The organism is Streptomyces sp. NBC_00210, from assembly GCF_045160975.1.
In the GTDB taxonomy this organism is placed as follows: domain Bacteria; phylum Actinomycetota; class Actinomycetes; order Streptomycetales; family Streptomycetaceae; genus Streptomyces.
The window spans coordinates 5049584-5074841 of the sequence record NZ_CP108120.1; the positions used below are offsets into that span (position 1 = coordinate 5049584).

A 25258-nucleotide genomic window follows, 5' to 3' on the forward strand; every position below is an offset into this window, starting at 1 on the left:
GGAGGAAAGCCAACAGTGTGTGCGCGAGCCCGGGACGGAGTGTCAGGTCATAAGGATCAAGACCGGGCTGAAGCCAGGCGTACCTAGGCTCGACGACGGAGCGCGACGCTACGTCAAGTCCACCGATTTGAAGAATTTGCCCGCTTTTTGGCCAGACACTGGCTTGACCCCTATGCTTGTCCAGGACCACACCCGTTGGTAGGAATTCTCCCTGAGACGGGTCCCAACGCCAACCCGCGATCCATCGATACATCGGCGGGCCCTCCTGGCGCGCGGAGGCCAAGATAACCGGAGAGCTCGTGGTTCCGGTATCGAAGGAGGCAGACAATACCCCTCCTGACGCCAGCAGGCCACGGGCATGATAGATGCCAGATTGAGGCAGTTCCACCATCACCGGCTCGCTGACCCGCACCACGGAAGTTGCCGCGGTCTGCAGCTGCGAGTCGACGATCTCGACGCCGCCAACTACCGTTCCATTCGGGATGTCGGCCTCGTGATAGATCAGCTCGACTCGGACCCCCCCGCCGGCAGCTGGGATCATGGCTTGTTCTCCTCCACCTGGATGTAGTCGTCGACACACGGAGTGTCGAAGGGGTAGTGCACCGTGCGCGCGTGGTAGTCCTCGTTGGGGAACAGGAGCGAAAGCTGGTGGACGCCTGCGGAGATCTTGCCTTGCCAGTGCAATGCTGCTGGTCCGCGATTACTCGCTCTGCCAGCCGTCGATGGCAGCAGGTTCCACTGCGCACTGGAAAGTGCTGCCGCGGGATCGCAGCCGAGACGGAAGGGCACCACCGGAGCTTGCTCCAGGGTGCGCACCACCGCCCCGGTGCCGCCTTCCGCATCCACGAAGGCCGGCACTTCACCGCGTTGGCGCGCATCCCAAGCAAGCACCCTGTTGAGGTGTGGCGACAGGTAATCCGTCAGGACCTGCCACCCGGCCGCCGTTTTCCGCGCACCAAGCCCGTCGAGCGTTTTGATCAGACTTTCTGTGAAGTGGCTGGGCTGATTGCGAGGCGCGTATGCTCGCTGCCCCAGAGCGGCTGAGAAGAGGCGCGGGGTGTCTCTCGAGCCGGCTTCACGCGCATGCCGGAGGTCGATGTCGAGGAGTTGGCGCCCCCGGTCCCCAAAGTAACCTGCCAGACCGTCAGGGAAATCGCGGCAGGCGTCAACGAAGAAGCACTGGGTGTGAGCCTGACATGTGCGCATGGCGAGGGCGGTGTTGCGGAAATCAACGATGCTCGCGAACAGCGACATCGGGTCCTTGCCGAGGTCCTCCATGAGGAGCTCCTGCTGACCGCGCTCCCAGCCATGTCCAGCAAAGAAGAATATGGCAATATTCTCAGGGTTTGTGTTGCACCGATCGAACCAACGGCGACAGCCTTCCTGCGCCTCACTGAACCGCGCTGGTTGAATCTGGTGGGTGCCTGCCTTCGATGAAAGGTAGACGGGCCCTGGTGCAGAAATGAAGGCCTCAACGCTACCAACTGGTGGATCCCAGGGGTTATTGAGCAACCATTGACTGAACCTCTTTGCCGAGAGCGGTGCCGATGTGAGCGGTTCTATCTGCCGCAGCAGCTTCCTGACTTTACCGGGTCCACTCGGCTGCGCGCAGTAGGGATACGAACCAACTCCGATGACCAACGCGTGCACATGCGGACCGTTTCCGGCATCGACCTCGATGGTGGTCACGATGAACATTCCGAAATCCGCTCGGCCAACCGCGCATGAAAGTTGGGCTGACGGAAGTAGGCAGAGTGTGCCCACACCTCCCTGGTTGGATAGTAGTAATCTTGCACGCCGTCAAAGATGGGGACGGCGTGGTAGCCGAGGATGTCGTTGTCGTCCATCACGTTGATCCAGCGATCGACGTTAGTTAGCCTTGGCACCTTCGCGCTCTCTGTTGACGCCGAACCAATAGATGAAAACATACCGAGCTCCGCGAACAAGCCGACCTGGGAGCCAACGGTGATCAGGACGTCGACATGCAACTCCGGGGAATTGCTGAGTATGTCGTAGACGATATTCCCACCCATGCTGTGTGACACCACGACCAACTGATCTCCAGGCGGAGTGTCGTCAATGGCGTCGCGGATGCCCGCCACAACGACGCCCCTGATCTGATCCGGTTCCTTCAGGTACGCGAACACGTCACCCAGCAAGAGCGATACTCGCTCGCTAAAGAGGCGGCGCACACCTCTTGCTGCAGTGGCAGCCAACGCTGTCTGCACCCTCTCAGGTGTACCGCGGAGGATCTTCCCAGCCAAGCCACCAACGCCCTTGCCCCCCATGGCCTCGTCCGCACCCGGTTCGCCAACTGGCACCGCTTCCCTTAGCAGGAGGTCGACAAAGTCCTCGTCATCATCGCAGTCGACGAGCCAAGGGTGACGCACCTTCTCAGGCCCTGACGGGCGATCCGTTTCCTGGTTTCTGCAATATGCGTCAAGTTGGATGGCAACGTCGACTAGTTCACTGATCTCATCCGGCTCTCGATCTCTCAAGTCGGCGCAGGTGAACAGCAAGTCAATGGCGTTACGGACGCTGGAGCGCGCGATAGCTACCAATACGGCCTGGGGTTGGACATCCAACGGGGCGGCTGCGGCGGCGATGCCCCAAAGGTCATCATCTCCGGCGCTCAAAGGCTCTCTTGTGCTGTAGGGAAGAGACGCGTGGTTCCAGCGAAGTTTCCCTCCGTGTACGCCCCAGTGCGGACTGAAGATCGACACAGCGTCTGGATCCCTGTAGATCGCGGGCAAGAGATGTTTCTTGAATAGACCATCACGAAGCTTTGTTACGCCGTCAAACTCCCCTGGATCTCGATTTCCGATCCCATGAATGAATACCAGTGCCATACGCTTGACACCTCAATCATATCGCAGTCGGACAGATATCGAGCGCACCCGGTGGGGCGTACTAATCCACCGCTAGGAATAGTCTAAGTGGCTAGTCGAGCACCTGCGACTCGGCCCAACGTCAGCGCTAGTTCTCAGAGCCCGCCAAAATCGGGCGGGAGGCTCGTCCCGTCCCCCGTGGTGGAGTTGTTTTGCGCCGCCGCCGACTCCCTACAAGAGCTGACTAATTCCGACGCCTTGCCCGCTGCCCCCTAACAGCTCCTACTGACCTTTCCGTTGGGTTGTCGGGGGTGACATTGCGTGATCCCTGCGGTAGTTCGGGGTCATGAGGTACGCGCAGGGTGGTGGTCTCACACCGCAGGGTCAGGCAACTCGGGGAGCGGGTGCGCATGCTTGCCGCCGGAGCCTTTGCGCGGGGTGAGGGGAACACGGTGATCGCTGAGGATCTTCGGTCAGTGTGCGGTCAGTGGAGCGGTGGCGCCGGTCCTGGCGGGAGCGCGCGGGGTGGAGGCCTTGCGTCCGTCGGGCCCGGCGAAGGGGCCGAAGGTGGATGACGGCGCCTGCGCGTTGTTGGAGCCGCTTCTGCTGGAGGGGGCGAGGGCTCAGGGGTGGGCGGATGAGCGCTGGACGTTGTCCAGGGTCGGTGTGCTGATCGCGGACTTGTTGGTGTCCTTGTCGGTCCGCAGGGTGTGGGAGTTGCAGCGGCGGCAGGGCTGGTCGTGTCAGCAGCCGGTGCGGCGGGCGGTTGAGCGTGACGACGTGGCGGTGGCAGGCTGGGTGAAGGAGACCTGGCTGCAGGCAAAGCCACCGCGGCGGCGCTCGGGGCGTGGATCGTCTTCGAGTTGCGCCGTGAGGCGCTGTGTTTCGTGTGGAGGTGAGAGACCTTCACTGCTGACCTGTCGTGGCAGGGAGGTGGAGCTGAGGGCAGCCTGGGTGATGCCGGGGAGGGCGGGAGCGGCCCTGACAAAGCCGGGATGTGCCAGTACTGCCAGATGGTGCGGGTCCGGCGAGCGGGACGGAGAAGAGTACGCGAGAAGCCGGCGTCTTTACCTCTCTTAACGAATACACCGGCTCGAACCTGGCGGATCTGGGCCGGAGGCGGTGCGCACTCACCGTCGTTGGCGGTGGGGAACTCTTTGGCCGGTATTTCGAAGCCGTCCGGGAGGCTACGAGGAAAGGAGTACGGCGTACTCGTGGCGAGGCCGCAGGGACACAGTCGGGCTCCTACTTCGACGAGCGAATCACAGTAGACACGGGAACCATCCGGTCTCAACTCCCTGACGGCGTACTGCCTGTTCGCTGGTGTGGATAGGTGCATCGACCGCCGAACGGGCCGGGTCGGGCGGAGCCGCCGTAGTACTCCGAGGCGGGGAAAGCCCGGAGCACGGGGAAGGGCGGCAGCGGTATCGAGAGGGGAAGGATGCTGCAATGCCGATAGTGCACCGCCGAATGGCGGCGCTCTGCCGGAAGCAGCCTCAGCTGGGCCGCGCCAGCAAGTATCGGAGATGCAGGCCAAGCTTCACCGTTGGGCGGTGGCTGGCCCTGGCCGCCGGTTCGATGATCTGTTCAACTTCGTGCACGATCGTCCTGGTCGACGGGACCAGGCAGGATACCGAGGCACTGCACGAAGAAATCGCCAGGGTTCTCGCACCGATGGGGCTGCGACTGTCACCAGCCAAGACCCAAGTGGTGCACCTGAGCGAGGGGTTCGACTTCCTGGGGTTCCATATCCAGTGGCGCCGCAAGCGGGGAACGAACAAATGGTACGTCTACACGTTCATCGCTGACCGGCCCGTCCGGTCGGTGAAGGCGAAGATCCGTCACCTCCTCTGTCGTCCAGCGTGCGAACCGTTCCGATACGGCCTACGGCGGTGCTGGGGTCGCGTTGCTCTACCAGGGATCCGGATCTCCACAGCAGAAAATCCTATTGTTGTCGAGCCAGGACTCAGGGTCCCTGCCTCGATCGTTTATGAGCTTTCGTCAGTTCGATGGTGGGTTCCGTGGAGTGCGGCTGCGACCGGGGCATGCACATCTGCGATGCAGGAGCCGAGAGTGCAGCCATGTGTGGTCAGTCGGCGGCGTCGCCACAGCCTGCGTCGGTGTTGGCTTGCGTCCACCCAGGTGGATTCTCTCTTGCCTCGTCGAGGAAGTGATCGACGTCGAAGTGGTGCTCGGTTAGCCGCCACATGGCCGTCTCCAGATGATGTTCATCGAACAGACCTCGGTACCAGGGGAGTAGCACGTACGCCTCCACGCTGACGTCCAGTCGGTCGTGCTCCCAAAGCGTCGTGAAACCGTCCGACGCGTCGTGTCCGCGAAGGAGCTGTCGAGCGGCCGCCACACCACCGAGTTCGCCCAGCGTCTGCGCGAACCTCGTCGCGTTGTAGCCGATCTCGCGCTTGAGGCGGTCGACGCCGGCAACCATGTCTGTGTGAAACCTGCGCTCCGCTTCCGTTGACATCATTGCTCTCGCTCAGTCATGCCGGATCTTTGGAGAGAGACGACTGGCGTCGTCACCGATAGGCGTCGTCGTCCCCACTCCCTGCGCTCAAGACTGCTGTAGCCACCATCAATGCTTGTGATCGGAGTAGTGCCTTCCCACCTCAGAGCTGTCAGGCGATCGGATCCAGCGACCTGAGTACCGCGAGCAAGCCCCGGACGGGCGTGAGTTCCTCGCCGGGGATTGGGTCGGGGCTGAAGTGCATGAGCTTGTTGCGGAATGCAGTGCACGTTCGCAACGAAGGCAGAACGAGCCCTTGGTCAGCATCCCATTTCAGGGCGCCCCAATGAGCCTCGGGCTCAAGGACGTGTGAGTACTCACCGAGAGTTAGATCGTCGGCCGCATGCACCTTCTTCTGCCGGTGCGGCAGCAGCCTGGATCGGATGGCGTCGAGAGTGAGGGTTCCTCGCTCCAGCGCCTGATTGAGTAGGCGCCGCAGCCGCTGCTCCAGCTCTTCCAGCAGAACGAAGGGCTCGACGCGGGCGCCGAACTGGTTCGTGAGATCCGCCGTGGTGACGATGCCTGTGATCTTGTGCTGGTCATCGCGTATGAAGGCATAACCATGTTTGTGGATCTGAGGGATCCAGTCGAGCAGCTCAGCCTGGCTGTGAATGTCCAGCGGCTGGACTATGACGTCAGACAGGCTGAGGGAGTTCCCGGACATACGAGCCTTACCTATCGACTCCCAGGTGATCGCACCGCTCAGCCGACCATCCCCATCCAAAACTGGTAGTTGCGAGAAGTCGTGAAAGACCATCTTGGTGATCGCCTGCCGCAACGTGTCCTCGGGGCGCACGGATACCACTTGGCAGTCCGCCGAAGCGACATGGGCGATGCGGTAGGTAAGCGGGGCCTGCTCGGCTGCCTCGTCCGGCACATCGCGGGCGGTGAGCAACGGCTGGCCGGGACCTGGCTCTACTCCCACGCGAAGGAGCGCTACCTGACTGTCGAAACCGACTGAGGTGATCGGCGGAGCCGCCGTGAGGCCTTTCTCGCCCAGTTTCGCCTCAATCTGGTCGACGACGGTGGATCCGCGGCGCGTCGCGCCCCACCCGCTCAGCAAGTTCCGCACAGTGATGGTCAAAGGCGCATCAGCCGGGGCATCGACGGCTGCCTCCAGCAATTTGACCGAGGAGGCGAATGTGGGGCTGTCTGGAGCGGTGTTGCCGGGGCCGGGGTCCGCCCCGCTGTCGAGCAGGGCGGCGACGCGGTTGGCGGCGTCGTACCGGCGGAGCTCGAAGATCGTGAGAAGCGAACCCATACTGTCGAGCAGGTCCTGTTGCACCGCGTTGCGGTCCAGGTCCGTCCGCACCCAGTCGACAGACCGAGTGTGCTGCAAGCCCGGGTCGGCGTTGGGGACGAACTCGTAAAGGCCCGCGATGCGCCCCAGCGCTAGCTGCCGTGAGCGGCGCGGAAGGACGACCAGGTCACCTGCCGACATGTCATGACGGAAGCGCCACAGCTGCCCCGCCCAGTTGCCGATTACTCGTGGGCTGTAGCCCGCGTACGTCTTCTCCAACGCAGCGCGAAGGGTTTCGCGGCCGGCCGCTGCTGTGATGTCTCCGAGTTCGGGCCATCCGGCGGCGACAATGCCCTGACTCAGTTCCGGCCCCTCGCGCTCGCCGTCGCTGCCAGCCCTGACGACCCATGCGCGCATCTTCAGCCCCCAGCCCCATGCGTCAGCCTTTTCGGATCGTATCCAATGGGGGGTCTCTCGTGGTGCGGCGAGCGGATCCGAGCAGAGAGCCCTCAGCCACAGCCTTGCTGCCGCCGGCGGACCGGCCCGTGGCCGCCGCGCATCGTCGTGAGCCGAAGCTGCCATCCGGCGTGCAGCGCAGACCACGACTGGCGGCGCAGTGGCTCCCCCATTGCCTAGGCAAGGCGGGCCGAAGCGCTGCCGTCTCGGGGCAGCTCCACAACGGGTAGGAATCCCACGTCCACGCAGCTGGTAAATCGCGGATTACTCCCCATCTGCCGTGGCGATGGCAGGGTGCGGGCCACTGCGTGTGCTCTGCAACCAGCTGGGAAATGATCTTTCCAGTCCTGGGAAGCCTTCGATGGACGTCGCCATCCCCCCAGCTCAGACCCACCCGCGAACGGCCCACAACAACTGACGAGGTCCCGTCCGATCATCACGATCAGACGGGACCTCGTCGTTGTGCTGGGTGGAGTTGCGCATGCCGTCCGGGCGGAATCGGCTTTTAATGCTGAATGTCCGCTTCGGCTTCCCGTCGGGAGAAACGCATGCTGCGTCGGCTCGGTGAATGGTGCGCTCGGCGCTGTGTGTTGGTCATCGTGGCCTGGCTGGTCGCGCTGGCGGGTCTTCAGGTACTGAATCACGCCTACGGCGGCGACTACTCAGACGACTTCGCACTGCCGGGCACCCAGTCGCAGGACGGGCTGGACGTGCTCCAGAAGCACGACCCCGCAGCCGGGGGTTACGGCAGCCAGATCGTGCTGCACGACACCGCGAAGCCGCTCACCGACTTCGGCTCGCAGATGTCCTCGACGGTCGCCAGCCTCCAGAAGCTGCCGCATGTGCTCTCCGCGCAGAGTCCGCTGCCACCCGCGGGCACGACTCCGCCCCCGCCGCCGCCCGGACCGAACGTGGGCCCGCTGTCCACGGATGGCGCAACCGGCTACATCACCGTCCGCTTCGACGTTCAGCCCTCCACTTTGGGGGAGTCGTATCTCGACGGGGTGGATCAGGCCGTCAAGCCGCTGCGGGACGCCGGGGTGGATGTGGAGTACGGCGGTCCGCTCGGGGAGCTGGCTCGCCCCGCGGCCAACGACCGGATCAGTGAGCTGATCGGGTTCGCGGTGGCGATCGTGGTGCTGCTGGTCGGGTTCGGCAGTGTGATCGCCGCCGGTGTGCCGCTGGTGACGGCACTGATCAGCGTGATCTGCGGGCTCGCCTGTCTGGCCCTGCTCGCCGCCGCGTTCACCTTCGCCACGGTCTCGCCCACCCTGGCCACCATGATCGGTCTCGGTGTGGGGATCGACTACGCGCTGTTCCTGCTCACCCGGCACCGGCAGAACATCATGGACGGCATGGATCCGGCGAGGGCCGCCGGGCACGCGGTGTCCACCAGCGGGCGGGCGGTGCTCGTCTCCGGCTGCACGGTGATCATCGCCCTGTCCGGCCTCTGGGTCTCCGGGATCAGCTTCATCGGCAAACTCGGCGTGGCCGCCGCCGTCACCGTGGTCACGGCGGTCGCCGGCGCGCTCACCCTGGTGCCCGCCCTGCTGGGGCTGATCGGCCGGCGGATCGACAAGTACCACGTGCGCAGGCCGATCGCGGAGACGGAAGCGGAGCCCGGTGCCGAGGCGCACGGCACCTGGCACCGGTACGCGATGCGTGTCGAGCGCCGCCCGTGGACGTTCCTGACCGGCGGCGTGATCGTCATCGCCGTACTCGCCATCCCGCTCTTCTCCATCCAGCTCGGCCACATCGGCGACGGCGCGGATCCCAAGTCCTTCACGGACCGGCGTGCGTACGACCTGATGTCCAGCGCCTTCGGGCCCGGCTCCAACGGGCCGCTGACCCTCGTCATCGACCAGACCTCGGTGCCCGCGGCAGACCGGTCGGCGCTCGCCACACAGGCACAGAAGGCGCTCACCGATGTACCGAACGCCGCCACCATCACTCCGCTGAAACCCACTCAGGACGGGGACGTCCTGGTCGGCACGGCCTACTCGACTCAGGCGCCGCAGGACGAGAAGACCACAGAACTGGTCAACCACATGGTGGACGACGTCCTGCCCGACGCTGTCAAGGGCACCTCCGCGAAGGGCTATGTGACGGGCACGACGGCCGCCCAGGTCGACTTCCTGGACCTCGTCTCCAGCCGGCTGCTCCTGATCATCCTGGTGGTGGTCGCGCTCGCCTTCCTCATTATCCTGATCGTCTTCCGCGGGGTGCTGGTCGCGCTCAAGGCCGCCGTGCTCAACGTCCTGTCGATCGCCGCTTCTTACGGAGTCGTCGTCGCCGTCTTCCAGTGGGGCTGGGGCGGCCCGGCGCTGGGAGTGTCGGGCGATGTGCCCATCGAGAGCTATGTGCCGATGATGATGTTCGCGATCGTCTTCGGTCTGAGCATGGACTACGAGATCTTCCTGCTCTCCCGCATCCATGAGGCCTGGCTGCGCACGGGCGACCCGAAGGAGAGCGTGGCGCATGCGCTGGAGATCACCGCACGGGTGATCACTTGTGCGGCCCTGATCATGGTCAGCGTCTTCGCCGCGTTCATCATCAGCGACAACATCGTGGTGAAGATGCTGGGGCTCGGCCTTGCCGTGAGCGTGCTCATCGACGCGACCGTCGTGCGGCTGCTGCTGGTCCCGGCGGTGATGACGCTGCTCGGCAAGTCCGCGTGGTGGACGCCGCGGTGGCTGGACCGGATCCTGCCGCATGTGGACACGGAGGGCGAGCACGACGCGGGCGCCGCCGCGCCGGGAAGGATCGGAACACCGCGCTGACGCGGGCTCAGGTCGCAACTTCCGGGCGGCATACGGGGATTGCCCGCCGTAGCGCCGGGGGAGACCGGCGGGGGCTGAGCCGCCCCCGCCGACCGCCCGCGCGGCTCAGGAGACCTGGGCCTTGTCGTAGAGCGCCTTCGCGTCATTGCCGAAGTACGGGCCGAACATCCGGTTCGGCAGGAAGGTGTAGCCGAAGCTGTTCACCGAGGCCTGCAGACCGGTGCCGGTGGACTCGCTGAAGGACGTGAACCAGGGGCCGCCGCTGGAGCCGCCCGTCATATTGCAGCCCAGGCTGTGGTCCTGCGAGAAGAGGAAGTCCTTCGAGGAGTTCCCGCTGCAGTAGACCAGCTTGGTCCCGTCGTACGGAGCGGCCGCGGGGAAGCCGAAGGCGTACATCTGCTTGTTGTAGCCGCCGTTGAAGGACAGGCCCTGCGCACCGACGACCGAGGCGAGCTTCTGGCCGTTCAGCGGGGCGACAACCGCCGCGCCGACGTCGTAGTTGATGTCCTCGCTCGCCTGCCACTGCGGGGTGGTCAGCGTCTTGGTGGCGCTCCACTGGCCGTACGGCGCCTGGCCGTTGCTGTACGCGGGCACGAAGACCCAGTTGGTGTGCCAGCTGCCCTGGTACTTCACGCAGTGTCCCGCGGTGATCACCGTGCTGCCGTTCTGGCTGGTGACCGAGTCGCCCGAGCAGGAGGCCGTACGCCCCTGGAAGGTGAAGAAGACCCGGCCGGACGTCTTGACCACCGCGCCGCCGCCCGTCCATGCTCCGCCCGCCTGCGGGAAGGACATGACCGAGACGCCGGTGGGGGATATGACGGTCTCAGTGCCCGCGCGCTTCGGGGCCTTGAGCGCCTTGAGCCCGTTCCGGGTCAGCGGCAGCAGATCGAGCGGGGTTGCGTGGCGCATCCGCTCGGCGGTCCAAAAGCCCTTCGTCTGCTGCTGCTTGAAGACCGTGGGGGTGGGGGAGGGAGTGGGGGTGGCGCCGGCGGCGGTGGCCGACAGTGCGCCGGCGAGCAGGGTGCCGACGGCCAACAGGATCGCTGCGGCAGTGCGATGGCGTCTCACGCATATCTCCTTCTGCCGTGCCCGCGCGTGGTGTCGCGCGGGCAGGGTGGGGAATGAGGCGGTGCGGATCGGCGTGCGTGAGGCAGAGTGCCACGGGAAGCGCGATTATGTCAGGGCCGCGACAAAGGCTTCGCGAAGCAGCGGCTGTTCTCGTACTCGCGGTAGTGGCCGAATTTCGCGCACGGCTCATAGCCGGCGGAGGTGTAGAGCGCGATCGCCTCGGGCTGCTTGGTGCCGGTCTCCAGCACCATCCGGATACGGCCGGCGGCGCGGGCATCGTCCTCCAGGGCGGTGAGAATCCGGCGGGCGAGACCGAGACCGCGCGCCTCGGGGATCACATACATGCGCTTGAGCTCGGCGTCGCCGTCGCTGTAGCCCTCGTCGTTCTCGTCCTGGCAGCGCCAGCCGCCGGTCGCCACGGGGCGGTCCTGACCGTCGTACACCAGGAGGTAGAGCCCGAGCGGCGGCATGAACATCGAGGGATCGAGGGAGGTGGCATCGCCCCCGTCCCCGTACCTGCGGGCGTATTCGAGCTGGACCTCGTCGTTGAGCTTGACGGCATCGGGGTGGTCGAAGGGCAGCTGGCGGAAATGCATGCGCAAGAGGGTACGTGGGTGCGAATGCGGGCTGCCGGTGTGGTGCTCGGTAGGGTGCCGGGATGCTCACCGTGACAACCGTGAATGTGAATGGGCTGCGCGCCGCGGCCAAGAAGGGCTTCGTTCAGTGGCTGGCCGGCACTGCCGCGGACGTGATCTGCCTCCAGGAGGTACGGGCCGAGGCACACCAGCTCCCGGACGAGGTCCGCGAGCCGGCCGGCTGGCACACGGTGCACGCCCCGGCCCTGGCGAAGGGGCGCGCGGGTGTCTCCCTCTATACGCGGCGTGAGCCGGACGGGGTGCGGATCGGCTTCGGGTCGAGCGAGTTCGACGCGAGCGGGCGGTACGTCGAGGCGGATCTGCCGGGCGTCACGGTCGCGAGCCTGTACCTGCCGTCGGGGGAGGTGGGGACGGAGAAGCAGGACGAGAAGATGCGGTTCATGGCGGAGTTCCTGCCGTATCTGCGCGAACTGAAGGCGCGGTCGGCGGCGGACGGCCGTGAGGTGGTGGTGTGCGGCGACTGGAACATCGCGCATCGCGAGGCGGACCTCAAGAACTGGCGGGGCAACAAGAAGAACTCCGGCTTTCTGCCGGAGGAGCGGGAGTGGATGTCGCGGGTCTTCGACGAGGCGGAGTACGTGGACGTGATGCGGGCGCTGCATCCGGATATGGAGGGGCCGTACTCGTGGTGGTCGTACCGGGGGCGGGCCTTCGACAACGACACGGGGTGGCGGATCGACTATCAGGTGGCGACGGCGGGGCTGGCGGGGCGCGCGGTGAAGGCGTGGGTGGAGCGGGCGGCGACGCATGGGGAGCGGTGGAGTGATCATGCGCCGGTGAGCGCGGTGTATGAGCTGTAGGTGGGTTCCCCGAACCGGGGCGCTGCCCCGGACCCCGGGGGAAGTGTTCGCGGGGGCTGACGCCGCGTACGCCGGGTGCGGCAGCTTCGCGCCGCGGGGCGCGTATCTGCGGGGTGCCGTGGCTCGGGCCGGGGCTTGTTCCCCCACCCCGCCCTCCCCCTACGGCCTGGCGGCCGTGGGAGGTACCCCCATCCCGAAACTGGGGGCCTCGCCCCCAGACCCCCAGTCCTCAATCACCGGACGGGCTGAAAATTCAGCCCCGCCCTGCGGGCGTGGGGGAGGGGTGCGGCAGCTTCGCGCCGGGGGACGGCTCCGTCCCCCGGTCTGCGGCAGTCAGGGGGTGTGGGGGTACCCCGTACCCCCACATTTCAGGGCGGGTGGGTGGGGGAAACGCGCCCCTCACACCACCCGCACCGTTCAGTCCCTGTAGTCCTGGCGGAGCTTGTCCTCCGCCTCGCGCATCATCTCGTCCGTAGGCCGCACCAGCTCATCCCCCTGCGCAGTCCGCTCCCACGCCTCGTCATGCCTGCTGCTCGGCGCCCGCTTCGGCTGCTCCTTGAGCTTCTTCTTGTCCTGGGACTGGCCTTTCCTGCCCATGGAAGTTCACTCCTCGGGGTGTGAGGGGGCCGAGGACGAACACCCCCGGACCCCCGACCAGCCTGGCACGCAGGAACATTCCACGCATTTCGATCAATGCCGCTGTGTACGCTCCGCCTCGTCCGCCGCCCCGCCCGCTCCCACGAGCCCCTTCCCGACCCCGCCGAGCCGCGGCTCGAAGCGCCTCATCTCCCGCTGCCCCACCACGCCGATGAGCGACGGCAGATATCCCCGCACCGACTGCATCCCCCGCAGCCACCACTGCGCGTACACATGCGGGGAACGCCGTTCGATCCCCGCCACGATCCGGTCCACCGCCGGGCCCAGCGGGTAGGTGCGGTTCGTCGGCCACGGCAGCCGCTGCCGCAGTTCCCGCATCACCTCGTCCTGGTCCGCGCCCCGCACCATGTCCGTGTCCGTCCAGGACAGATAGCCGACGCCGACCCGCACACCCCGGTAGCCGACCTCCGCCCGCAGGCTGTGCGCGAACGCCTCCACGCCCGATTTCGACGCGCAGTACGCCGTCATCATCGGCGCCGGCGTGATCGCCGCCAGCGACGCGATCTGCAGGAAGTAGCCCCGGCTCTCCACCAGGACCGGCAGGAACGCCCGCCCCGTCACCGCGCTCCCGATCAGATTGACCTCGATCACCCGCCGCCACGCCACCGGGTCCGAGTCCAGGAAAGGACCGCCCGAGGCCACGCCCGCGTTGGCGACCACGATGTCGACCTTGCCGAAGCGCTCCTTGACCTCCTGCGCGACCTGCGCCATCGCCTCGTGGTCCGTGACATCGGCATGCCACCAGTCGCTCTCGGTGTGCAGCCTGCCCGATACCTGCTTCAGCTCGTCCGGCTCCAGGCCGACCAGTGCCACCTTCGCGCCGCGCGCCGAGAGCTTGCGGGCCAGCAGCTCGCCCACTCCTCGTGCCGCGCCGGTGACGACCGCGACCTGTCCCTCCAGGCTCACCCTGCTCATGCGGCCTCCTCCTTCGCCTTCACAAACGTAGTCACCAGCTCACGGATCTTCGCGGTGATGGCTTCCGGCGCCTCCACGGGCGTCATGTGTCCCATCCCGGCGAGCTCCACGAGCTCCAGGCACTTTGGCAGCGCGGCGGCAATACGCCGCGCGTGCACGATCGGAGTGAGCCGGTCCGCCGTGCCAGACACCACGACCGTGGGCACCCTCAACTCCCGTACGCCCGAGTCGAGATCGAGCCCGGCGAGCACCTGCGACCAGGTCACCCGGGACGTCCGCGGGCAGGCGTGCACGATACGGGCGCACTCCGCGACCCGTTCCGGCGCCGAACCGGGGCCCATCGTCGCGTACTTGAGGATGCGCTTGGAGAGCGGCGTCACGGGGCCGAGCGGGGCTCGCGCGCCGAGGATCAGCCCGGTGAGCCTCGTGCGCAGCCGCCCGGCGCGCATGGGCAGTATCAGGGACTCGTCGATCAGCCGTGAACTGCCCGTACTGCACAGCAGCACCGCCGCCGCGTGCTCCGTGAACGCGGCCCGCCCGGACGCCGCCATCAGCGTCATCCCGCCCATCGAGTGCCCGGCGAGCACGGCCTTCTCGCCCGGTGCCAGTACGGCGCCGAGCACCGCCTCCAGGTCGTCGGCGAGTACGTCGGTGCCGACCGCGGCGGCCGGTGTGCGGCCGTGACCCCGCTGGTCGTAGACGACGACCCGGTGATCGCCCGCCAGTTCCCGGATCTGTGCGGCCCAGAACTCGGTCGAGCAGGTCCAGCCGTGGGCCAGTACGACGGCGGGTGCGCCGTCCGGGCCGTGCACCTCGACATGGATCTGCGATCCGTCGGCCGAGACGGCGGTCAGTGTCCGGCTCATCGCGCAACCTCCGCGGCTTCGGAGGCTTCAGCGGCTTCCACGACAGGCCGGACATCCTTCGCGGGCACGCGTATGACCTCGTACTCCGCGAGGTCCACCGCACGCGTCGCCTTCCGGAACTCCCCCGTCGTCCCCGGCCAGATCGTCGTGTTGCGGCCGTTCGCGTCCAGATACCAGCTGGTGCAGCCGCCGGTCTGCCACACGGTCCGCTTCATCCGCTCCTGCACCCGCCGGTTCCACGCGCCCACGGCGGACGGCCGGGCCGCCAGCGCCCCGCGCCCGCCGAGGACGGTCAACTGCCGCATGTAGTCGGCCATGTAGTTCAGCTGCGACTCGATCATCAGGATCATCGAGGAGTTCCCGAGGCCCGTGTTGGGGCCGATGATCGTCATCCAGTTGGGGAACCCGGCCGCGGTCGCGCCGCGCAGCGACTGCATCCCGTCCTTCCACGACTCGGCGAGGGTGATCCCGTCCGCCCCGACCACGCGGTCGGCGATCGGCATGTCCGTCACACGGAATCCGGTGCCGAAGATGATCGCGTCGGCCTCGGTCTCGCTGCCGTCGGCGGCCACGAGCGTCGATCCCCGTACCTCCGCCAGCCCGGAAGCCACCACATCCACATTGGTCTTGGCGAGCGCCGGGTAGTACTCGCTCGACAGCAGGATCCGCTTGCAGCCGATGCGGTACGAGGGTGTCAACGTGGCCCGCAGGGCCGGGTCCTTGATGGACTTGGCCATATTCGCCCTGGCCATCGCCTCGATCAGCCCGAGCTCGTTCGGCCGCTTGGTGAAGGCCGAGACCTGCAACTCCCTGATGCCCCACAGCAGTCCGCGCCGCGCGGTCCCGGTGAACGGCAGCTGCCGGTGCAGCCAGCGCTCGACTCCGGTGATCTGCCGGTCCATCCGCGGCAACACCCACGGCGGGGTGCGCTGGAAGAGGGTCAGCTTCGCTGCCTGCGGCTGGATCGCGGGCACGATCTGGATCGCGGACGCGCCGGTGCCGATCATGGCGACCCGCTTGCCACGCAGGTCGTAGTCGTGCTCCCAGCGGGAGGAGTGGAAGACCTTGCCGGGGAATTCGGCGAGACCGGGGATCTCCGGGATCTTGGGGTCGGACAGCGGTCCGGTCGCGGAGACGACCACATCCGCGGTGAGCGTCCCCTGGGAGGTCTCGATCTCCCAGCGCAGTTCGTCGCGGTCCCAGCGCATCATCAGCACTTCGTGGTTGAAGCGGATGTGGGAGCGGAGCCGGAAGGTGTCCGCGACATGCTCCAGATAGGCGCGGATGTGCTCCTGGCCGGAGAAGGTACGGGGCCAGTCGGGGTTGGGCGCGAAGGAGAACGAGTAGAGGTGCGAGGGCACGTCGCACGCGCACCCGGGGTAGCTGTTGTCCCGCCAGGTCCCGCCGACCGAGTCCGCACGCTCCAGGACGACGAAGTCGGTGATCCCTTCGCGGCGCAGCCGGACCGCGGCGCCCAGGCCGCCGAAGCCGGATCCGATCACCGCCACCCGTACGTGCTCGTGTCGTGAGTGCTCGCGCTGGCCCATGCCGCCGCCTCCCGCTGAACGTCATAACCCTGCCAGCAATCACTGGCATGGTTGGGAGAGTAGAGGAGCGGCATACCTTGCGGTAGGGGTAGGACGCGACAAGTTACCGGTGGTACAACATAGGCTTCCGCTGTGGCAGACGTACGCGAGTACCGCATGGAAGAGCTGGCCAAGGAGGCCGGCATCACGGTGCGCACGTTGCGCTTCTACCGCGAGCGCGGGCTGATACCGCCACCTCGCCGCGAGGGTCGTATCGCGTGGTACGACGACCACCACCTGGCCAGGCTGCGTACGATCGCCGCCCTGCTGGAGCGCGGCCACACGCTGAACGGGATCGCGGATCTGGCCACGGCGTTCGAGAGCGGCCGGGACGTCGGCGACGTCCTGGGTCTGGGCGCTCCCACCGAGGAGGAGCCGATCCGCCTCACCCCCCAGGAACTGGCCGACTACTTCGAGGGCGAGGTCACCCCCGAGAACCTGGCGGCCGCGCTGGACCTCGGCTATCTGGCGACGGACGGCGACGAGATCGTCCACATCAGCCGCCGCCTGCTGGAGGTCTCCTCGGCACTGGTACGGGAGGGCGTGCCGCTCTCGGAGGTCCTGGAGGTGGGCCGCAAGGTGCGCGCCCACGCCGATGCCCTGGCGGACCTCTTCGTCGAGACCCTGCAGGCCCACACGGCGGAGGGCGAAGTGGAGAGGCTGCGCCCGCTGGCGAAGAGCGTGGTGGAGGCGGAACTCTCGATGGCCATGGACCGGCGGCTGAGGAAGTAGCGGGGCGCTCGCGAGCATGGGGGCGCCCCCATGTCACTTCCGCCGCCGCCCACGTCCCTTCCGTCGCGGCGGAAGCTTCGGGCGGCGCAGATCCGGTGTTCCCTCGTAGTCGGGCGGAGTCGCCGCGGGGTGGGTCTTCAGCAGCTCCAGCGCCAGTTGGATCGCGTCGTCCAGCTGCACATGGCGGCCCTCGGCCCAGTCCAGGGGGGTGCGCAGCGCGTCCACGTCCGGTTCGACGCCGTGGTTCTCGACGGACCAGCCGTACGCGTCGAACCACGCCGCGTTCATCGGGACCGTGATCACCGTGCCGTCGCCCAGACGGTGGCGGCCCGTCATGCCCACCACGCCGCCCCATGTCCGGCTGCCCACCACCGGGCCCAGGCCCAGCAGTTTGAACGCCGCCGTGATCATGTCGCCGTCGGAGGACGTCGCCTCGTCGGCCAGCGCGACGATCGGGCCGCGTGGCGCGTTGGAGGCGTACGAGACGGGCTGGGCGTTCCGCGTCAGGTCCCAGCCGATGATCTTGCGGGTCAGTTTCTCGATCACCAGCTCGCTGATGTGGCCGCCCGCGTTGCCCCGCACGTCCACGATCAGCGCGGGGCGCGACATCGCCATCCGCAGATCACGGTTGAACTGGGCCCAGCCCGAGCCGCCCATGTCCGGGATATGGAGATAGCCGCACTGGTCGCCGCTCAACTCCCGTACCACCTCACGGCGTTTGGCCACCCAGTCCTGGTACCGCAGCGGCCGCTCGTCCACCAGCGGGACGACCGCGACCCGCCGGGAGGGCCCTTCGCCCTCCGGCGGCCGGAAGGTCAGCTCGACGGTCGTGCCGCCGGCCGCCGAGAGCATTGGGTACGGGCCCGTCACCGGATCCACCCGCCGGCCGTCCACATGCGTGAGGATCGCGCCGTCGCGGATGCCCGTGCCCGCCAGCGGCGAGCGCGCCTTGGAGTCGGACGAGTCGCCCGGCAGGATCCTGGCGACCACCCAGTCGCCGTTCCGGCGGACCAGGTTCGCGCCCAGCAGACCCATCGCCCGCTGGTAGTGCGGCGGCCCCTCGCTGCGCCGCGCGGGCGTGACGTACGCATGGGACGTGCCCAGTTCGCCCAGCACCTCGCGCAGCAGATCCGCGAACTCGTCCGGCGCCGCGACCCGTTCGACCAGCGGACGGTACTGATCGAGCACCGCGCCCCAGTCGATCCCGCACATGCCGGGCTCCCAGAAGTACGCGCGGATGATCCGGCCCGCCTCGTCGTACGCCTGGCGCCATTCGGACGCCGGGTCCACCTCGTGCAGGATCCGGCGCAGGTCCAGATAGACCGTCGAGTCGATGTCGCCGGACTCGGTCGCCGGGACGGCCCGCAGCTCCCCTTCGTCCACGACCACCAGCCGGCTGCCGTCACCACTGACCGAGAACCAGTCGACATGGCCGACCAGTTCGGTCCGCCGCGCCTTGGTGATGTCGAAGTGTTCGAGGGCGGGGCGGCCGGACGTGTCCGCCGGGTTGGCGAAGGTCTCGCCGAGCGCCCCGGAGATCGGCCAGCGCAGCCAGACCAGGCCGCCACCGTTGACGGGGTGGAGCGCCGAGTACTTGGAGGCCGACACCGGAAGGGGTGTCACCCGGCTCTCCAGCCCCTCGACCTCGACCGTCACCGTTCCGTCCCCGCCCCCGTTGGCCGGCTCGTCCAGCGGGTCGAGCCCGCCCGCCGCGGGCCGTCCGTCCGGCAGCAGCGCGAAGGGCGAGGGAGTGGCCGAGGACAGCGGTACGAGATAGGGGCGGCAGCCCAGCGGGAAGGACAGGTCCCCGGTGTGCACGTCGTACACCGGGTCGAAGCCCCGCCAGGACAGAAACGCGAGGTAGCGGCCGTCGCGCGTGAAGACCGGATTCTCGTCCTCGAAGCGGCCGTTGGTGACGTCGACGATCGTACGGTCGCTGATGCGCGCCATCTTGATCTGCCGCAGCGAGCGGCCGATGCCCGGGTGCGACCAGGTCAGCCAATGACCGTCGGGCGAGAAGGCCAGATCGCGGACCGGGCCGTTGTCCGAACGAATCAGTTCGGTGACCTCGCCTTCACCGGCACTCGGTTCGGTGACCTCACCTTCCCCGGCCTCCTCACTCGCGTCGATCAGCAGCAGGCGACCGTCGTGCGAGGCGATCGCGAGCCGCTCCCCGTCCGGGTCCGAGACCAGCTCCTGGACCCGGCCCAGTTCGCCGGAGGCCAGCCGCCGCGGCTCCCGGTCGCCGCTCGCCCGCGGCAGATAGGCGATCTCGATCGCGTCCTCGCCGTCCGCGTCGGTGACATACGCGACCTGGCCGCTGCTGCCGAGCATCTCCGGCCTGCGGACCCGTACGCCCGGGGTGTCCGCGATCGTCCGCGCCGGACCGTCGCGGTGCGTGAGCCAGTACAGGCTGCCGCGTACGGAGACGGCGCTGGCCCGCCCCGTCGTGTCCACCGCGATCGCGTTCACATGGTTGGCGGCCGGCACCTGGTACGTACGCCGTCCGGCGCGCGGCCCGCCGAGCCGTACCGCCAGCATGCGCGGCTCGGCGTCCGGCGTCAGTTCGTCGACGATCCACAGGTCGCCCGCGCACTGGTAGACAACCCTGCGACCGTCGCTCGAGGCGTGCCGGGCATAGAAGGTGTCATGATCGGTGTGCCGCTGGAGATCGGTCCCGTCGGGCCGGCAGGAGTAGAGATTGCCGATGCCCTCGTGGTCGGAGAGGAACGCGATGCGGCCCGAGACGAACATCGGGCAGTCCAGATGGCCGTTCAGATCGCCGAGCAGCCGCTCGCCGTGCAGCCAGAGCCGGCCCGTCGCCCCACCGCGGTACCGCTTCCAGGCGGCCGGCTCGTGCGGCGGCTTGCCGGTGAGCAGCAGCGTGCGGTGCTCTCCCTCGGTGTCCATGACCTGGATGTCGGAGGCCGGGCCCCAGGGGAGCCGCCGGCCCGGGGAGCCGTCGGTGTCCACCTTGTAGGCCCAGGAGAAGTACGAGAACGGCTGGCCGTGCGAGGAGACGGCGAGGATGTGGCCGTCCGGGTCCCAGCCGCACACCCGGGTGTCGGTCGAGCCCCAGTAGCTCAGCCGGCGCGCGGGCCCGCCGGCGACCGGCGCCAGGTGGATCTCCGGGTCGAGGCTGCGCCAGCTCGTGTACGCGATCTCGGTGCCGTCGGGGGAGAAGCGCGGATGGCCGACTCGGGTGCGGTCGACGGTGAGCCGCCAGGCGCGTTCCGGCCGCTGCCCGGCCGGTACCAGCGGGGCGATCCAGAGATCGTCCTCGGCGGCGAAGCACAGCACGTCGTCGTGGAGATGAGGGAAACGGAGATACGCGACGTCGTCACTCACCCCCCAATGCTTTCCGCGCTCCGGAGGTGCGGCAACTTGTGGAGCGGGGCGAATCCGCGCCGTGACTCAGGACACAAGCGAAACGGTTTCGTTTCGCGGGCGGTCGGGGGTAACGTCGAGGTGTACGAAACCGTTTCGTTCGGCAGTGACGGTGACAGTGACATTGACAGTGACGGGAGGTCGACCATGACGCGCAGCCGGCTCACGCCCGAGCGCGAGGCAGAGCTGTACGAAGCCGTGCTCGACCTGCTGCGCGAGGTCGGCTACGACGCCCTGACGATGGACGCCGTCGCCGCCCGGACCCGGTCCAGCAAGGCCACGCTCTACCGCCAGTGGCGGAGCAAGCCGGAGCTGGTCGCCAGGGCGCTGCGGCACAACAAGCCGGTGAGTGTCGCCGACATCGACACCGGCACCCTGCGCGGCGACTTCCACACGATGCTGGAGCGCACCGACGACTGCCAGATGGAGAAGGACTCCGCGCTGATGCGGGGTCTGGCCCAGGCCATCCACGGCAACCCCGATCTCCACCAGGCCCTGCGGGAGCTGCTGATCGAGCCCGAGATCACCGGACTCGACACGCTGCTGCGGCGGGCCGTGGAAAGGGGCGAGGTCAGCGTGGACAACCGCGCGCTGGACTTCGTTGCGCACATGCTGGTCGGCGCGTTCGTCGCCCGGCAGCTGATCGAGGACCGGACCCCCGACCGGACCTTCCTCACCGACTACCTGGACGCCGTGGTTCTCCCCGCCCTCGGCGTCTGACCTCCTCCGTACCTCCCCGTACGGCTGATCCCTCCCCGCACCACCCTGACGCGCGCCGCTCTCGTCGTCGGGCCGGCTCCCCATGCCCTGTTCACCTCACACACGGGAGTACGCCCTCGTGGCCACGTTTCTCTACAAACTCGGGCGGTCCGCATTCCGGCGCCGCCGCCTCGTCGCCCTGCTGTGGGTGGCGCTGCTGGCGCTCGCCGGGGTCGGCGCGGCCTCCGCGTCCACCGCCACCTCGTCGTCCTTCTCGATACCTGGCACGGAGGCGCAGAAGGCCTTCGACCTGTTGGAAGAGCGCTTCCCCGGGGCCAGCCCCGACGGTGCGACCGCCCGCGTCGTCTTCAAGGCGCCCGACGGCGGCAAGATGACCGACGCGGCCAACAAGGCCGAGGTGAACAAGGCGGTCACCGCGCTGAAGGACGGCTCCGACCAGGTCGCCTCCGTCGCCGACCCGTACACCGCCAAGGCGGTCTCCAAGGACGGCCGTACGGCTTACGTGGCCGTCACGTACAAGGTCAGCTCGATGGAGCTGACCAAGGAGACCCGCAAAGCGCTGGAGAAGACCGGCACCGAGGCCCGTGACTCCGGGCTGACCGTGGAGATCGGCGGCGACGCGCTGCAGGCCGTCCCGGAGACCGGCCCGGGCGAGATCATCGGCGTCGCCATCGCCGCAGTGGTGCTGGTCATCACCTTCGGCTCGCTGGTCGCCGCCGGACTTCCGCTGCTCACCGCGATCATCGGCGTCGGCATCGGCATCTCCACCATCACCGCGCTGGCGAACGTGCTCGACCTGGGCTCCACCACCTCGACGCTCGCGACGATGATCGGTCTCGCGGTCGGCATCGACTACGCGCTGTTCATCGTCTCCCGCTACCGCGCCGAGCTGGCCGAGGGCCGCGAGCGCGAGGAGGCGGCCGGCCGGGCCGTCGGCACCGCGGGCTCCGCGGTCGTCTTCGCGGGCCTGACCGTGGTCATCGCGCTGGTCGGCCTCGCCGTCGTCAACATCCCCATGCTCACCAAGATGGGCTTCGCCGCCGCGGGCACCGTCGTCATCGCGGTCCTCATCGCGCTCACCCTGATCCCCGCGCTGCTCGGCTTCGCGGGCAAGCGGGTGCTGGGCCGCAAGGTCCGCAAGGGCAAGCAGACGAGCGAGAAGCCGAACATGGGCACCCGCTGGTCGCGCTTCGTACTGCGCCGCCCGGTCACCGTGCTGCTCGCCGGAGTTGTCGGCCTCGGCGCCATCGCCGTACCGGCCGCCTCGCTGGAGATGGGTCTGCCGGACGACGGCTCCCAGCCGGTTTCGACCACCCAGCGCAAGGCTTACGACCTGCTGTCCGACGGCTTCGGCCCCGGCTTCAGCGGCCCGCTGCTGGTGGTCGTCGACGGCGACAAGAGCGCGGCCGAGCGTACGGTCAAGCAGATCCGGGGCCTCGACGGCGTCGTGGCCGTCACGCCGCCGACCCCGAACAAGGCCGGCGACACCTCGATGATCACGGTCATCCCCAAGGACCGTCCGTCCTCGGTCGAGACCGAGGACCTCGTCCACTCCATCCGGGCCGACAGCGGTGACGATGTGCTGGTCACCGGCGCCACCGCGATGAACATCGACTTCTCGCAGAAGATGAACGACGCGCTGCTGCCCTATCTCGCGCTCGTCGTCGGTCTCGCGTTCCTGCTGCTGATGCTGGTCTTCCGCTCGGTGCTGGTGCCGCTGAAGGCGGCCCTCGGCTTCCTGCTGTCCGTCGTCGCGGCGCTGGGCGCGGTCGTCGCGGTCTTCCAGTGGGGCTGGCTGGGCTCGCTGTTCGGGGTGGAGCAGACCGGCCCGATCATGTCGATGATGCCGATCTTCATGGTGGGCGTCGTGTTCGGCCTGGCCATGGACTACGAGGTCTTCCTGGTCACGCGGATGCGTGAGGCGTACGTCCACGGCGAGCGGCCCGGCGAGGCGATCGTCACCGGCTTCAAGCACGGGGCCCGGGTGGTCACGGCCGCGGCCGTGATCATGATGGCGGTCTTCTCCGGCTTCATCGGCTCGAGCGAGCAGATGATCAAGATGATCGGCTTCGGTCTCGCGATCGCGGTCTTCTTCGACGCCTTCGTGGTCCGGATGGCGATCGTGCCTGCCGTGCTCGCGCTGCTCGGTCACAAGGCGTGGTGGCTGCCGCGCTGGCTGGACCGGGTGCTGCCGAATGTGGACGTGGAGGGCGAGAAGCTGCACAAGGAACTGGCGGGCGGCGCGACGGACGCCGGTCCTCAGGACCCGGACGAGGAACGCGCGTTGGTGCGCGTCTGAGTCGGCGTAGACCCCGGGATGTGCGCCGGCAAGGGGCGCGGCGTAGCCGCTCCAGTGGAGCCGGTGCTTGCACCGCGGCGTACTCCCGGCAGCGCGACGGCGCCGTGGGGACGGGGACCGTCGCGCGACCCGATGGCCGTGCTCGTCACCTCTGGGTGGCGGGTGCGGCCATCTCGTATGTCTCCCGCAGGAATCGGATCAGCGTCTTCGAGTCGAACTGGACCACCGCTACGCCGTCCGGCGTATGGAACTCGAGGATGGCCAGCACCCGGCCGCACGGCCAGACCCCGACGTCGCCGATCCGGGCGGGTACTCGCAGCCCCTTCTCCAGCAGTTCGCGGGGGAAGGTCCAGGCGCGGCCGCTGGGGAACCCGAAGCGCACTGCCTGCGGATCCTCGTCCGGGTCGTAACCCAGGATGACCTCGACGGATCGGTACTGGGGAGCGTCGGTAATGATTCTGGCCAATGCATGATTCTCGACGACGGGTGACATCGGCCGCTCCTCACTTCGTCCCCTTTGTCCTCTAATGTCCCATATTTTTGACCGGATGCTCGACTCCATCTGTGACAGACATGCTCTTGCACATGGTTTGCAACAAGGCTCTATCATTGAACAGTTATTCATCTGTCCGAAGCGGAGCCCGCCATGCATGTCCCTGACGGATTCATCAACGCGCCGGTATCGGTGGCCGCCGGAGCCGTCGCCGCCGGCGCCGTTGCCGTCAGCCTGCGCGGCGCCCGCCGTGAGCTTGGGGGTACTCCCCCTGGCTCCGCCGGGGGGACCCCCACCCATGGCGAAGGCCATGGGGGAGAAAGGACCGCGCCGCTGGCGGGCCTCGTCGCCGCGTTCATCTTTGCCGTGCAGATGCTGAACTTCCCGGTCGCCGCCGGCACCAGCGGACATCTGCTGGGCGGCGCGCTCGCCGCGATCCTCGTCGGTCCGTACACCGGCGTGCTCTGCATATCCGTCGTGCTGCTGATGCAGGGCATCCTCTTCGCCGACGGCGGACTCACCGCGCTCGGCGTGAACATCACCGTCATGGGCGTGGTCACGGTCGTCGTCTCGTACGCACTCTTCCGCGGCCTGGTCACGGTGCTGCCGCGGAAGCGCCGCTCGGTGACCGTCGCCTCCTTCGTCGCCGCGCTCGTCTCGGTGCCTGCCGCGGCCATCGTCTTCACCGCGATCTATGCCGTCGGGGGGACCACCGATGTCCCGGTGGGCAAGGTCCTCACCGCGATGGTCGGCGTCCATCTCCTGATCGGGATCGGCGAGGCCGCGATCACCATGCTGACGGTCGGCGCCGTCATCGCCGTACGTCCGGACCTCGTCCACGGGGCTCGCGGACTGGCCGCCCCGCTGAAGCTGCGCGTCGGCGGCGAGCTCGTCGACGCCCCCGCGGCCGCCCCCGTCGCCGCCCGGTCCCCGCGGGCCGTCTGGGCGACCGGCCTGGTCACCGCCCTCGTGCTGGCGGGCTTCGTCTCCTACTACGCCTCCGCGAGCCCCGACGGCCTGGAGAAGGTCGCCGCCGACAAGGGCATCGACAAGAAGGTCGAGGACCACGCGGCGAAGGACTCCCCACTCGCCGACTACGGCGTCAAGGACATCTCCGACGCCCGGATCTCCGGCGGCCTCGCGGGTGTGATCGGCGTCGGCGTCACCGTCGTCGCGGGCACCGGCATCTTCTGGTCGGTGCGCCGCCGCCAGACGAAGGACGCGGGGCCCGCACGCGTACCGGACGCCGTCTGA

The 25258-nt window shown here is 67.9% G+C and carries 19 protein-coding genes; 7 read left to right on the top strand and 12 right to left on the bottom strand.

Annotated elements, in window-relative coordinates; translation table 11 throughout:
* Positions 1 to 537: 537 nt before the first annotated feature.
* Together OG729_RS22980 and OG729_RS22985 are read right to left on the bottom strand one after the other, a co-directional pair.
* Positions 538 to 1689 (bottom strand): caspase family protein, encoded by a 1152-nt coding sequence (locus tag OG729_RS22980; RefSeq protein ID WP_405807922.1) that lies wholly within the window; start codon positions 1687 to 1689, stop codon positions 538 to 540.
* Complete coding sequence (locus OG729_RS22985) at positions 1686 to 2849, bottom strand: hypothetical protein (protein ID WP_405807923.1); 1164 nt, start codon at positions 2847 to 2849, stop codon at positions 1686 to 1688. The genes OG729_RS22980 and OG729_RS22985 overlap by 4 nt, the downstream gene beginning before the upstream one ends.
* Before the next feature lie 666 nt (positions 2850 to 3515).
* On the opposite strand from OG729_RS22985, the gene OG729_RS22990 reads away from it, so the two are divergent.
* Positions 3516 to 3908, top strand: a complete 393-nt coding sequence (locus tag OG729_RS22990; RefSeq protein WP_405811243.1) for a winged helix-turn-helix domain-containing protein — start codon at positions 3516 to 3518, stop codon at positions 3906 to 3908.
* A 1009-nt stretch (positions 3909 to 4917) separates the two neighbouring features.
* Here OG729_RS22990 and OG729_RS22995 read toward each other — a convergent pair.
* Both OG729_RS22995 and OG729_RS23000 read right to left on the bottom strand, forming a co-directional pair.
* Positions 4918 to 5274, bottom strand: coding sequence for a hypothetical protein (locus OG729_RS22995; RefSeq protein WP_405807924.1), 357 nt, complete (start codon positions 5272 to 5274; stop codon positions 4918 to 4920).
* A 187-nt stretch (positions 5275 to 5461) separates the two neighbouring features.
* On the bottom strand, positions 5462 to 7006 hold the full coding sequence (locus OG729_RS23000; protein ID WP_405807925.1) for a CBS domain-containing protein: 1545 nt from the start codon (positions 7004 to 7006) through the stop codon (positions 5462 to 5464).
* 554 nt (positions 7007 to 7560) lie between these two features.
* Here OG729_RS23000 and OG729_RS23005 point away from each other — a divergent pair.
* A complete protein-coding gene (locus OG729_RS23005) occupies positions 7561 to 9825 on the top strand; it encodes an MMPL family transporter (RefSeq protein ID WP_405807926.1) in 2265 nt (754 codons plus the stop codon).
* Positions 9826 to 9930: 105 nt separating this feature from the next.
* Here the strand turns inward: OG729_RS23005 and OG729_RS23010 are convergent, their stop codons facing one another.
* Entirely contained in the window at positions 9931 to 10893 is a 963-nt protein-coding gene (locus tag OG729_RS23010) for a trypsin-like serine peptidase (RefSeq protein ID WP_405807927.1), read from the bottom strand.
* Positions 10894 to 11003: 110 nt separating this feature from the next.
* Complete coding sequence (locus OG729_RS23015; RefSeq protein WP_360882521.1) at positions 11004 to 11489, bottom strand: GNAT family N-acetyltransferase; 486 nt, start codon at positions 11487 to 11489, stop codon at positions 11004 to 11006.
* 62 nt (positions 11490 to 11551) lie between these two features.
* Here OG729_RS23015 and OG729_RS23020 point away from each other — a divergent pair, with 62 nt between their 5' ends.
* Positions 11552 to 12349 carry an exodeoxyribonuclease III gene (locus OG729_RS23020; RefSeq protein WP_405807928.1) on the top strand — a complete coding sequence of 266 codons (798 nt, stop codon included), beginning with the start codon at positions 11552 to 11554 and terminating at the stop codon, positions 12347 to 12349.
* Between the two features lie 417 nt (positions 12350 to 12766).
* Here the strand turns inward: OG729_RS23020 and OG729_RS23025 are convergent, their stop codons facing one another.
* From OG729_RS23025 to OG729_RS23040, 4 genes are all read right to left on the bottom strand, one after another.
* Complete coding sequence (locus OG729_RS23025) at positions 12767 to 12946, bottom strand: hypothetical protein (RefSeq protein WP_360882515.1); 180 nt, start codon at positions 12944 to 12946, stop codon at positions 12767 to 12769.
* A 93-nt stretch (positions 12947 to 13039) separates the two neighbouring features.
* Positions 13040 to 13921: an SDR family oxidoreductase gene (locus tag OG729_RS23030; RefSeq protein ID WP_405807929.1), complete on the bottom strand. Its 882-nt coding sequence runs from the start codon at positions 13919 to 13921 to the stop codon at positions 13040 to 13042.
* Positions 13918 to 14787 (bottom strand): alpha/beta fold hydrolase, encoded by an 870-nt coding sequence (locus OG729_RS23035; RefSeq protein ID WP_405807930.1) that lies wholly within the window; start codon positions 14785 to 14787, stop codon positions 13918 to 13920. The genes OG729_RS23030 and OG729_RS23035 overlap by 4 nt, the downstream gene beginning before the upstream one ends.
* Positions 14784 to 16334 (bottom strand): flavin-containing monooxygenase, encoded by a 1551-nt coding sequence (locus tag OG729_RS23040; RefSeq protein ID WP_405807931.1) that lies wholly within the window; start codon positions 16332 to 16334, stop codon positions 14784 to 14786. The genes OG729_RS23035 and OG729_RS23040 overlap by 4 nt, the downstream gene beginning before the upstream one ends.
* A gap of 156 nt (positions 16335 to 16490) precedes the next feature.
* Here OG729_RS23040 and OG729_RS23045 point away from each other — a divergent pair, with 156 nt between their 5' ends.
* Positions 16491 to 17105: a MerR family transcriptional regulator gene (locus OG729_RS23045; RefSeq protein WP_360882571.1), complete on the top strand. Its 615-nt coding sequence runs from the start codon at positions 16491 to 16493 to the stop codon at positions 17103 to 17105.
* A gap of 33 nt (positions 17106 to 17138) precedes the next feature.
* Here OG729_RS23045 and OG729_RS23050 read toward each other — a convergent pair whose 3' ends face one another.
* Complete coding sequence (locus OG729_RS23050; protein ID WP_405807932.1) at positions 17139 to 20453, bottom strand: S41 family peptidase; 3315 nt, start codon at positions 20451 to 20453, stop codon at positions 17139 to 17141.
* Between the two features lie 186 nt (positions 20454 to 20639).
* On the opposite strand from OG729_RS23050, the gene OG729_RS23055 reads away from it, so the two are divergent.
* Positions 20640 to 21212 carry a TetR/AcrR family transcriptional regulator gene (locus tag OG729_RS23055; RefSeq protein ID WP_360882502.1) on the top strand — a complete coding sequence of 191 codons (573 nt, stop codon included), beginning with the start codon at positions 20640 to 20642 and terminating at the stop codon, positions 21210 to 21212.
* Positions 21213 to 21330: 118 nt separating this feature from the next.
* On the top strand, positions 21331 to 23511 hold the full coding sequence (locus tag OG729_RS23060; protein WP_405807933.1) for an MMPL family transporter: 2181 nt from the start codon (positions 21331 to 21333) through the stop codon (positions 23509 to 23511).
* 145 nt (positions 23512 to 23656) lie between these two features.
* Here OG729_RS23060 and OG729_RS23065 read toward each other — a convergent pair whose 3' ends face one another.
* Positions 23657 to 24004, bottom strand: a complete 348-nt coding sequence (locus OG729_RS23065; RefSeq protein ID WP_405807934.1) for an SsgA family sporulation/cell division regulator — start codon at positions 24002 to 24004, stop codon at positions 23657 to 23659.
* Between the two features lie 153 nt (positions 24005 to 24157).
* Between OG729_RS23065 and OG729_RS23070 the strand changes: the two genes are divergently transcribed.
* Positions 24158 to 25258, top strand: coding sequence for an energy-coupling factor ABC transporter permease (locus OG729_RS23070; protein WP_405807935.1), 1101 nt, complete (start codon positions 24158 to 24160; stop codon positions 25256 to 25258).